Consider the following 10,355-nt stretch of genomic DNA (forward strand, 5'->3'; position numbering starts at 1 on the left):
CGATCCCTTCAAGGCGCAGGTGGTGCGCTGGCTCGATGCGCACCCGTACAGCGTGCAGCAGATCTTCCAGCGCCTGCGCGAAGCCGGCTTCGACGGCGGCTACACGATCGTGCGCGACTACGTGTCCAGGATCCGGCCGCCGCGACGCGAGGCCTTCCTGAAGCTCGCGTTTGCCGCCGGCGAAACTGCGCAGATCGATTGGGGCGAATATGGCTCGATTGCCGTGGGCTCGACCCGGCGACGGCTGTCGTTCTTCGTGATGGTGCTGTGCTACAGCCGGATGATGTATCTGGAATTTACCGTCTCGCAGACGATGGAGCACTTCCTCGCCTGCCATGAACATGCGTTCGCGGCCTTCCATGGCTGCCCGCGCAAGGTCATGGTAGACAATCTGAAGTCCGCGGTGCTGCAGCGGTTGATTGGTCAGGCGCCGGTGTTCAATCCGCGTTATCTCGATGCCGCGCGCCACTGGGGGGTCGACATCGTCGCCTGTAACGTCAGAAAAGCCAACGAGAAAGGCCGGGTGGAAAACGGCGTGGGGTACGTCAAGAAGAATCTCCTCAACGGGCTTGAGCTCCCCGAGTTCAGCGCAATCAACCCCGCGGCCCGGGTCTGGCTCGATACCATCGCGAACGTGCGCATCCACGGCGAGACGCACCGGCGACCCGTCGATCTGTTCGCCGAGGAACAGCCCCAACTGAAGCCGCTCAATCCGTCAGCGTATGACGTTGCCCGCATTGTGACGGTGCGCGCGAGCAGTCAGTTTCGCGTGGCGCTGGACACCAATCACTACTCCGTGCCAGCGCGTTACGCGCATACCCGCGTGACGCTCAAGGCCTGGCCCGATCGGGTGTGCATCTACCACAACAACCTGCTGATCGCCCGCCATGTGCGCAGCTACGATCGCCATCAGGATATCGAGGATCCCGAACATCCCAAGGCACTGCTCGCGCAGCGCCGCAGCGCCCGCGAACAGCGGCTGATGCTGCGCTTCCTGAGTCTGGGCCCTCATGCCCAGGCCTATTACGAAGGGCTCGAGCAACGGCGCACCAATGCTCGGCAGCACATGCGCAAGATCATCGCGTTGAGCGAGATTTACGGCGTCGAGGCCGTCGCACGTGCCCTGGAGGATGGCCTGACGTTCCACGCCTTCAGTTGCGAGTACATCGCCAACATCCTCGAGATGAAGGCCCGGCCCCTGCCGGAGCCCGGCGCACTGCACCTGATCCGTCATCAGGATCTGCTGGACATCGAACTCGCGCAACCGGATCTCTCGCGCTATGGACCGGAGCAGCCCTATGACGAAAGCTGACGGTAACGCCACCCCTCATCCTGGAGAACCCGCCGTCGATCCGTTGCACATGCAGCTTACCGGACTGCACATGGGCTACGTGCTGCAACACTACGAGGCCCTGGCCACCGAGGCGGCGGCCCAGCACTGGTCGCATGTCGACTATCTCGCCCACCTGATCGAAGGCGAAGCGCAGCGTCGCGAAGATCGCAGCATCGCGCGGCGGATCGCACTTGCCCGGTTCCCGGTGCTCAAGACGCTCGATCAGTTCGAATGGAACTGGCCCAGCAAGATCAATCGCCTGCAGATCCAGAATCTGTTTCGGCTGAACTTCATCGAAGAGCGGGCCAACGTGATCTTCCTCGGCAGCGTCGGGCTGGGCAAAACCCACCTGAGCATCGCACTCGGCCATACCGCCTGTCTGCGCGGCCATTCAGTGCTGTTCGCCACGGCGGTGGATATCATCAACTCGGTGAATGCCGCGCAAGCCCATGGCGGTCTCAAACGCGAGTTGCGCCGCTACGTCAAGCCACGCGTATTGATCGTCGATGAACTGGGCTATTTGCCCGTCGACAAACAGGGTGCCGACGCGCTGTTCCAGATCATCAGCCAGCGTTACGAGAAAGGTCCGACCATCATCAGTTCGAATCGCGCATTCAAGCACTGGGCAGAGATCTTCAATCACGACAGCACGTTGACCTCCGCGCTGCTCGACCGCCTTCTGCATCATGCCGAGACTGTCGTCATCGCGGGCAAGAGCTACCGCATGAAAGACCAGACCGACCCCGATCCCGCTACCGCCTGATCGCTGTCACCATGGTGAGTTTCAAACCGTCCGTTTTAGCCGAAATTCACGCCGCTGCTAACAGGGGATCAGGCCATGCGCGAGCAGATGGCGCCTGCGCGCGCGACATCAGTCGTTTCACCATTTCGTATCGATCGGAAGGGGCCGAAGCTGCGTTGTTCCATCAGACGTTGAAATGAGATCCGACCGGGGGTGACGTAATGACAATGTCATTGCGCTTTGTTAGAATAAGCGCTGACAGTTTCCAGTGAGGCTTATCATGTCCGCGGCTCATCAGTTTCTCCCGAAGCGCGAAACACTAAACATCCGAATCCGTCCCGAAGAGCGGGGGCTTATCGATCGGGCGGCGGCGAGTCGCGGCAAGAATCGCACCGACTTTATTCTCGACGCAGCCCGTGCCGCGGCCGAAGAAGCGTTGCTCGAGCAGGTCGTGAAGCTGGCGAGCCCTGCGACATATGCGGCTTTTTTGGCGCGACTCGACCTGCCGCCGCAGCCCAACAAACAGTTGCGCCGCACGATGGATACCCCTGCGCCCTGGGACGCCGCCAGCGACATCGTATGACGCTGGGCGCTCCCGAGCCGCTGAAAAGCCAGCATGAGCTCGACCGTTTTACGTCGAACGTGGACAGCCTCGACCACTGGTTGCGGCGCCGCGCCCTCAAGAATCAGGCCAGCGGCGCGTCCCGCACCTTTGTCGTCTGCGACGGCGCACGAGTGTTAGCCTACTATGCGCTCGCGTCCGGTGCGGTAGCCATGGCTGAAGCGCCGGGCCGCTTCAGACGCAATATGCCTGAACCGATTCCGGTTGTCGTCCTTGCACGCCTCGCCGTCGATTGCTCGTTGCAGGGCAGAGGCATTGGCCGTGCGCTGATCCGCGATGCAGGGCTGCGCGTCCTGCAGGCGGCTGACACCATCGGCATCCGCGGGCTGATCGCACATGCGATCTCCGAAAGCGCCAAAAACTTTTATATGGAGGTCGGCTTCGAGCCGTCACCGTTCGATCCCTTGACGCTGATGATCACGCTAGCCGACCTGAAGGGGGCACTTTGAGCATGGCCAACTGCGCCGCGTGGCGGGATGTGCAGGCCAACCGAACGAGCCATAAGATCCGTCAGCGGTAGTCCGTCCGAATTCGTCTTGCTACATCAGGTGAAATGCATGCTGCGCGGGTACGTCAACACACGCCTGCGGAAAAAACCCGAGGTTGAAATATTCCTTCGGGCCGCGTGCCTCATCGCGTCAAAGGTTGGAGGCTAGAAAACGCCCCTCCGCTGGTGGCGGATGTTGATCTCGCGGAGGGCAGCATCGTTTCAGCGGCTTAATTCGCACGATGGTATCGGTGTAGGCGGTTTCCGCGACGAAAACTCGGAGGTGGGTTAGAGGCGGCAGTTGTTTTCCAGTGCCGCCGTCACATTAGAAGTCTGGACCTGTTCGTGCTCTAATCTTGGGCAGGCCTTTCCTCGCACCGGCGGCGGCGTCCCAGTCGGCAGCGCCCGACATCAGGTGGTGACCGCACGAGCCTTCAGCAGCTGGCGTAGGCCAGCGATGTGTTCGCGTACCGCAAGTGTCACGGGCTGCCTCGACGGTGCAACGTCCGCTGTGCGCGGCTGGTTGGCAGCCATGGCCATGTTCTGTCGATGTGCGAAGCGCTCGAGTTCTATTGCGGTGGCGGGACGAAGGTTTCCGCTTTTTAAGGCCCGAGCGAAGAATTGCGACCATCCTGCGGCTTGTCGCCCGATAGCCTCCGTGAGGCTGAAGACTGTCATCGACTCGCCGCCTGAGCTGATTACGTACTGACGCTGGCCGTCGGCATCGATAAACGTGCGACCGGCGTTTTGTAGCACGAGAGCGTTAGCTTCCGTTTGTTGGACCGTGCGCTGACGGCTTGCCGATTGTTCCTCGTTGCGGCGACGAACAAGTTGGGTGAAGTCGACAGGATTGCGCAGCAATGCGCGGAGGTAGTTGATCGGAGCGTTGGCGCGTTTCAAGTGATCCCAGGTGGCTTCCACGACATCAGAGAGGAGCTTGCCGTGGTCACGCGCCTCGCGCATGAGTCTGAAAATCAAGAAATCAAAAAAACCCAGGGTGCGGAGACGCTGAAGATCCGCAGGCAGTTGGCCCGGTTGTCTCTTTTGAAAATCAGAAGGGCTTAGATCCTTATATATTCCACCGTCTGCCACATTGGCAGACGGTACGGTCAAAGATGACTGGGCCGAGGTGGACACGGTTGATGAGGGCGTCTCAGCAGGTTGGTTCTCGTGCGTGCGCGGAGGCTCAATGAGGCCGAGTAGGGCAGCGGCATGTTCGGTGAGGTGCAGGTAGGCGCGACCAAACAAGCCGGCTTCGACATAGCGGCCTTGCGGACGACGCTCGATGAGTCCGGCGACCTCGAGATCGTCGAGACTCCGATAGAACGTCCGCATGGATTGCAGGGCGCGGCCCGTGAGTAACTCACGGCGCGCAAAGATAGCACCGAACGGTTTGGCTGCGTCGACGGTGCGAGCGAGGGCAGAGAGCACAGCGCGAGCGCGCGGCGGAATCTGTTCGATATGTGCGGCTCGGAATGCTGCCCGGAAGATGATCCACGGTAGGTTGGTCGAGTCACAGCGAAAAGCGGTGAGGGCGGCCGAGTCTTCGGAGTGTGGTTCACCCTCGCCAGCAACGAAGCGTTGCGCGATAGACATGTCGAGCGATCCATCTCAAGAAAATGGATTGAAATCACTTGACTGCCCTCGGCGTTTCGCTACACTCGGGTCTGTAAGTAGTGACCACTTCCGGTTCCCGCCGGTGAGTGCGCGGTGAGGCTCTGGCAGCCAAACCGTCAAAAGCCCTCGGTTCCCGCCGGGGGCTTTTGTTTTATGCTCCTCATATAATCACATTACCAGCCTCGTCAATTAGAGTCTAATTCGCTTAAAAATCAATTGGTTAAGTCTTCGCGTCCTGCCCTTTTCCTACATTGGCGTTTGCTAGGGCCTCCAGCGCGCGCTTTATGGCATCTTGAACAGATTGCGCAATTTCTTCAGACTGAAATTCGATGCGCATGACATTCTTCGCGCTCCGCACATCGCACCAAGTGCTTTTCCCTGCTTTCACCTTAAAGGTGGTCGCTGACGGCTTAGCCGGCTTAGGCTTATCTCCGCCTCGAGCAAACCGAATTGCCTGAGCCTGGTCTAGCTTGCGTGCGGAAATGTGGCGGATGGCCTCGACCACACGATCTCCCTTTCCGGATTCCGCAATGCTGGCTAGCTCCGCAGCCGCTGTAGCGCCGAGAATGCCCATGTTCGCCTCAAGCATTCGTCGAGCGTCTGCAGGTAATCGATCATACGAAAGCAAAAGGCTCACATATGATTGACTGATACCGATCTGTTCGGCTATCTCCGCTTGCTTCAATCTCACATGCTTGTCTTGGAAGCGCTTCAGTCCGACGTACTTCTCATAGTCGGTTAGGTCTGACTGCATAAGGTTGGCAAAGAACGCGCCCTCATCTGCTTCATCTTCAGTAGCGTCGCCCACAACGCATTGGACCGATTCGCGACCCAATTCACGATAAGCATCCGTGCGGTGGTGGCCCGACAGTATCTCGAACCCGCCTTCCGACCGGGGCAATACGACAACTGGGTGAATGAGTTTGTTATGCCGCAGATTCTCTCGGAGCTCTGCATACTTCGCGGGAGGCATATGTCGCCGCCGGCCGGGCACCTCATGCAACTCGGAAAGAGGGATGTTAATCGCGACGCCTGAGTGTTGAGCGTCGGCCAATGCCCTTTTCAAACGCTCGATCTCATCGATCGAGGCTTCGGGCGCACCTAATTGCAACTTTTCGATACGTTGGCGCAAAACCTCTAGTTCCTTCTCCTTTTCTGCCAACAGAGGCAGTGATGCCATCAGTTGACCTGGGGCGGTCTTCGGCCTAGTCGGGATGTCCGGTGCCTGTCGATGTGAGCGCGGGTTGGAGCCGATTGCAGCGGCCTTCTCCGCCAGTCGATCTTTAAGACTCATTTGGCCTCCGATTCGGCGAGCCACAACGTCACAATTTGTTGATCGACGATCTCAGCAAGTCGATCATATGCTTCCCTGGCCCGTTGGTAGGTTTTGAGACTTCCTTGGTATTTCGAAATGTCGTACACGGTCCCGAACTCGGCAGCGGCAGATTGAGTTACGGCGGTCGTGGGAATCTCAACGGGAAGCACCAAACTCTCGTATGTCTTGTTGATCCAGTCACGCACAATCGGAGTTGCGGCTTGACTCTGGTCTACTTTTGCCAGCAGTACGTTGATAAAGTCGAAGCTTTTATCGAGCTGCGGCGCGACTTCCTGCATGCTTTGCGACAGATCCGAAAACAGACTCCAGAATTGCGTAGACGACGCATAGTCCAACGCACTCGGAGGGGTTGGTACGATCAAACCGTCAGCAGCCATGAAGGCGTTGATGGTGAGGTACGAGAGGGCAGGAGGGGTATCGATGATTACGACATCGTATCCGTCTAATAGCGATTGGAGGCCAGTATTCAAGACATTCCAAAACTGGAAGTTCTTCTCCTTCGATTGTTTGAACGGGAGAAAGAACTCGGCACCGAATAACGCCGCGCTAGCCGGTATGAGATCGATCCCGTCCCAATACGTCGGTTGCACTGCGTACTGAAGGTTGTCCGCCTCGCCATAAATAAGGGGTAAGACAGTCTGTTCGTCGGCGACTTCGCTATCAGCCAATATGCCGTGGAGTGCGGAAAGCGACGCTTGGGGATCGAGATCAACCAGTAGCACGCGGCGGCCAAAGAGCGAGAGCCCCTGCGCTAAGGTCATCGCTGTGGTGGTCTTACTGACGCCACCTTTAAAATTGCCAATTGCAATTTTCTTCCCGTGGACGCCCGATGGGCGCCTTGCAAAGGGTGCGATGCGGTCAATCCAAATCCGAGTCTCCGCCAATGTAAATTCTCGACTGCGGCTATGGCGTAACGTGCCCTGGGGGAGGTCGGATTCAGTCCGAGCCAGATAATGCATTCGCTGTCTGTCGACGCGACAGAGATCGCCAACTTGAGCCGTCGTGAAGACCGGCGGATTCTTTCGCGGATGCGGTGCGAGCATGCTTTCCCGCACATCAAGAAGCATCTCGCTGGCGTTTCTGGAAATCTCTCTGATTCCGTTCAATGGCATCCGCTTTGGCGCATGCTTGACCTGAAGTTGCATTGACGGCAAGGACTTGTCGGGGCGTGCCCGAACGGCGGTGGTCATCAACTACTCCCGTTGTTGAATTCAACATTCCGATTAGAATAAAACGATACGTGTCGAATTTCCGACAGCATAGGGGGAAACGCGTTGCGTCGCAAGTTTACATTTGCGCGCAAGATCCGCACGGACGGGCTTGAGCAGCAATTCCTCGAAACTGGCTGAGGTTCGTTCTCGTAGGAATGACAGTCTGCCTCCTAACGCGAGGACCCTGCGGGCTTATCGATCGAGGTGCGCGGTGCCGGCGCAACGGGCGGTTGACCGCGCTGTTGTGCGTGCGGTGATTCGGAGTGGCAGCGACAGGCCGGCCGCCTTCATCCCTGCTGAGCGTAGGAGCAACGAACCGTGAAACAAAGCGGCGCAAACTCGATCTGAGAAAAAACCATTTATTATCAAAGTGGTAGGTACGTTATTGCACATTTGTTTCACGTTCTCTGCCCATGCGAACGCTTCGAAATGGCGTTCGTGGAGACTCAAAAGCTTTCATTTTCCAACGACGAAGAAGTAGGTCCGAAGTTGTATTGAGCGATACACTTTCGGCGCCGCCATTACGGGAGCGATGGGCGACGAGAACGCTGCGTCGACAATTCCGCGCCAAAAAGAGTAGCGCGTGCCGGTTCTATTAGCGTGCCTGATTAGCATCCATCTCTCAGGGCGTCGTCGCCACGCAACCATACAAGCAATGCGCCTTCAGTTTTAGGCGGAGATTTTTTTGGTTGGCGGTCGTGGCAACCAGCGCATCGCCGTGTCGGTCGGACCTGAGCCGCGACCCGTAATCAAAAAATGTTTGTGCTGAACCGCTCCATAGTCGATGGCGGCTGTAGGAATTGAATGACGAACCCGTGTTATCCGTTGCTTGGTTCTCGGAGTTGCGCCTGAAGCATTCCATGCTGTCGGCAAGTCGTGCGCGAGTAACATTAGCCGCTCCCCTCGGCGCTCGGCGCATTCTATCGGCGGCTGTGCGCCCGTATGGATAAGCCGCGCGCCAACACCGCGGTGGCCCACAAGCTTGCCCGCATGGTGTACTTCATGCTCACTCGTGGTGAAGCCTTCGTCGACCAAGGGCAGCAGCGTTACGACGAACAGCAAAGGAAGTGCAGCATCGCGGCCCTCAAGCGACGTGCCTCCGCCCTCGGATTCCAGCTTCAGCCAAACGAACCAACTCCCTGAAAACCGATCTACTTCGCGGGGTTTCTTGAGAGCAATCCAACCCCGTGCCGGGTCCGGCGTTCGCGGAGAAACAGGAATGGGGTATACAGGTGAACGGCGGCGCCGCGATGACCGACAACCCAATGGTGCGCGCTTGCGGCCGGCACGCCGTCAAGTGAGCCCGCTTGAGAGCATGGGTCCGGGATTCGTCGGCGACAGTGGTGAGCAGCGCGAGCTGCATCCCGTTCACGAGATCGAGTCAATTGCGACGCATCCCATGGCGCTGCCGTTCACTGACCAGCCTGGAGCAGACGATGGCGATGCGCAAGCGCGAAGACAGTCCCGAGGTGTTCCCGAACGCCGCGGGCATTGATGTAGGTGGCTCAAGTCACTGGGTGGCGGTACCCCGGTCGGCGGCTGAAGAGCCGGTGCGGGAGTTCGGCACGATGACCGATGAACTGCACGCAATGGCGGACTGGCTGCTCGCGTGCGGGGTCGACACGGTGGCGCTGGAGTCCACCGGCGTATTCTGGATCCCGGTTTACGAGGTGCTGGAGCGGCGCGGGCTGACGGTCTGGCTGGTCGATGCGCGGCAGATGAAGTACGTGCCGGGGCGCAAGAGCGATGTACACGACTGCCAATGGCTACAGAAGCTGATGAGCCTGGGGCTGCTACGGGCCGCCTGTGGCGCCCGGGCGACGAGGTCTGCGTGGTGCGCGCGGTGGCCCGCCAGCGCGAGGTGCTGCTTACCGAGCAGGGCAGCTGGGTGCTGCGCATGCAGAAGGCGCTGGTGCAGATGAACCTGCAGCTCACCGAGGTGCTCACGGATGTGATGGGGGTGACCGGCCAGGCGATCGTGCGCGCAATCGTCGCCGGCGAGCGTGAACCGAAGCTGCTGGCGCGCCATCGTCACGGCCGGGTCAAGCGCAGCGAGGACGATATCGTCCGTGCACTGACGGGCAACTGGCGCGACGAGCACCTGTTCGTGCTTGGGCAGGCGATGGCGATGTTCGACAGCCTCGCGCAGTGCATCGTCGAATGCGACGCGAAAATCGAGGCGTTGCTGATGCCGCTTGGACGTCACGACGTTGCGCTCGACGGACCCGGCAAGCGGCGCAGCAAGAACGCGCCGAAGTTTGATGCACGCGCGGCGCTCGCGCGCTGGGCCGGCGTGGACCTGACGCGCGCATCAACGGCCTGTCAGTCACCACCGTGATGACGATTTCTCTCGGAGATCGGTCCGGACCTTAGCCGCTTTGCCAGCGTGAAGCATTTCTGTTCGTGGCTCGGGCTGTGCCCGGGCACGAAGATCAGCGGCGGCAAGGTCCTGAGCGCGCGCACCCGTCGGTCCACCAACCGCGTACGCCAGGCCCTGAAGCTCGCCGCCATGAGCCTGTCGCGCAATGATTCAGCGCTCGGTGCGTTCTACCGCCGGCTCTGCGCGCGCATGGACAAGCCGCGCGCCAATACGGCGGTCGCCCGCATGGTGTTCATGCTCACGCGCGGCGAAGCCTTCGTCGACCAGGGGCAGCAGCGCTACGAGGAGCAGCAGCGCGAACGCAGCATTGCCGCGCTCCGGCGTCGCGCGTCCGCGCTCGGCTTCGAAATCACCCCGACCGGCCAGGCAACCTGAAAACCGGCGGAATCTATGAGTGTTTCTCGTGAGGACCTTAGATTCATTTCAGGATTGAATTTCGCAGGGCGACTACTTCACCATTAGATTGCGATCAATGTCCGGCTTAGCTAGTCGGCGCGCCAACCCCTGCCCCCACCTGCCACGCGTTCACGCGCGTGACTGACGCTTTGGATGCCGACGGACTTCGTGTTAAAGTGCGGCGCCTTCTGGAAGGGTCCCCCAGAGGCCAATAATCGTCCTTTCGCCTGC

Annotated in this window: 7 protein-coding genes and 2 pseudogenes; 6 read left to right on the forward strand and 3 right to left on the reverse strand. The window is 59.5% G+C overall.

Annotated elements, in window-relative coordinates; genetic code table 11:
• The 4 genes from istA to AWB78_RS39855 form a co-directional block, all read left to right on the forward strand.
• A partial coding sequence (gene istA / locus AWB78_RS39840) for an IS21 family transposase (protein ID WP_096031926.1) occupies positions 1-1,312 on the forward strand: 1,312 nt, incomplete at its 5' end.
• A gap of 49 nt (positions 1,313-1,361) precedes the next feature.
• Positions 1,362-2,096, forward strand: coding sequence for an IS21-like element helper ATPase IstB (istB, locus tag AWB78_RS39845; RefSeq protein WP_062612446.1), 735 nt, complete (start codon positions 1,362-1,364; stop codon positions 2,094-2,096).
• Between the two features lie 259 nt (positions 2,097-2,355).
• Positions 2,356-2,658, forward strand: coding sequence for a type II toxin-antitoxin system TacA family antitoxin (locus tag AWB78_RS39850; RefSeq protein WP_062612456.1), 303 nt, complete (start codon positions 2,356-2,358; stop codon positions 2,656-2,658).
• Complete coding sequence (locus AWB78_RS39855; protein ID WP_062612448.1) at positions 2,655-3,146, forward strand: GNAT family N-acetyltransferase; 492 nt, start codon at positions 2,655-2,657, stop codon at positions 3,144-3,146. The genes AWB78_RS39850 and AWB78_RS39855 overlap by 4 nt, the downstream gene beginning before the upstream one ends.
• Positions 3,147-3,595: 449 nt before the next feature.
• On the opposite strand, the gene AWB78_RS39860 is transcribed toward AWB78_RS39855, so the two are convergent.
• The 3 genes from AWB78_RS39860 to AWB78_RS39870 all read right to left on the reverse strand — a co-directional run bounded on the left by AWB78_RS39860 (position 3,596) and on the right by AWB78_RS39870 (position 7,327).
• Positions 3,596-4,780 (reverse strand): hypothetical protein, encoded by a 1,185-nt coding sequence (locus tag AWB78_RS39860; protein WP_062612450.1) that lies wholly within the window; start codon positions 4,778-4,780, stop codon positions 3,596-3,598.
• Between the two features lie 241 nt (positions 4,781-5,021).
• The gene (locus tag AWB78_RS39865; protein ID WP_062612452.1) at positions 5,022-6,095 is read right to left on the reverse strand and encodes a ParB/RepB/Spo0J family partition protein; all 1,074 of its coding nucleotides are present in this window, start codon (positions 6,093-6,095) and stop codon (positions 5,022-5,024) included.
• A complete protein-coding gene (locus AWB78_RS39870; RefSeq protein ID WP_082883614.1) occupies positions 6,092-7,327 on the reverse strand; it encodes a ParA family protein in 1,236 nt (411 codons plus the stop codon). The genes AWB78_RS39865 and AWB78_RS39870 overlap by 4 nt, the downstream gene beginning before the upstream one ends.
• Before the next feature lie 924 nt (positions 7,328-8,251).
• Between AWB78_RS39870 and AWB78_RS39875 the strand changes: the two are divergent.
• Positions 8,252-8,491 (forward strand): annotated as a pseudogene (locus AWB78_RS39875) (IS110 family transposase); the annotation flags it as partial.
• A 293-nt stretch (positions 8,492-8,784) separates the two neighbouring features.
• A pseudogene (locus AWB78_RS39880) lies at positions 8,785-10,103 on the forward strand (IS110 family RNA-guided transposase).
• Positions 10,104-10,355 lie beyond the last annotated feature (252 nt).

Source organism: Caballeronia calidae (assembly GCF_900044055.2).
GTDB classification, from domain to species: domain Bacteria; phylum Pseudomonadota; class Gammaproteobacteria; order Burkholderiales; family Burkholderiaceae; genus Caballeronia; species Caballeronia calidae.

Coding starts and splice junctions, on each gene's coding strand:
- AWB78_RS39860 (WP_062612450.1), bottom strand. CDS start 4,780: ATGTCTATCGCGCAACGCTTCGTTGCTGGCGAGGGTGAACCACACTCC.
- AWB78_RS39855 (WP_062612448.1), top strand. CDS start 2,655: ATGACGCTGGGCGCTCCCGAGCCGCTGAAAAGCCAGCATGAGCTCGAC.
- AWB78_RS39850 (WP_062612456.1), top strand. CDS start 2,356: ATGTCCGCGGCTCATCAGTTTCTCCCGAAGCGCGAAACACTAAACATC.
- AWB78_RS39865 (WP_062612452.1), bottom strand. CDS start 6,095: ATGAGTCTTAAAGATCGACTGGCGGAGAAGGCCGCTGCAATCGGCTCC.
- istB (WP_062612446.1), top strand. CDS start 1,362: ATGCAGCTTACCGGACTGCACATGGGCTACGTGCTGCAACACTACGAG.
- AWB78_RS39870 (WP_082883614.1), bottom strand. CDS start 7,327: ATGACCACCGCCGTTCGGGCACGCCCCGACAAGTCCTTGCCGTCAATG.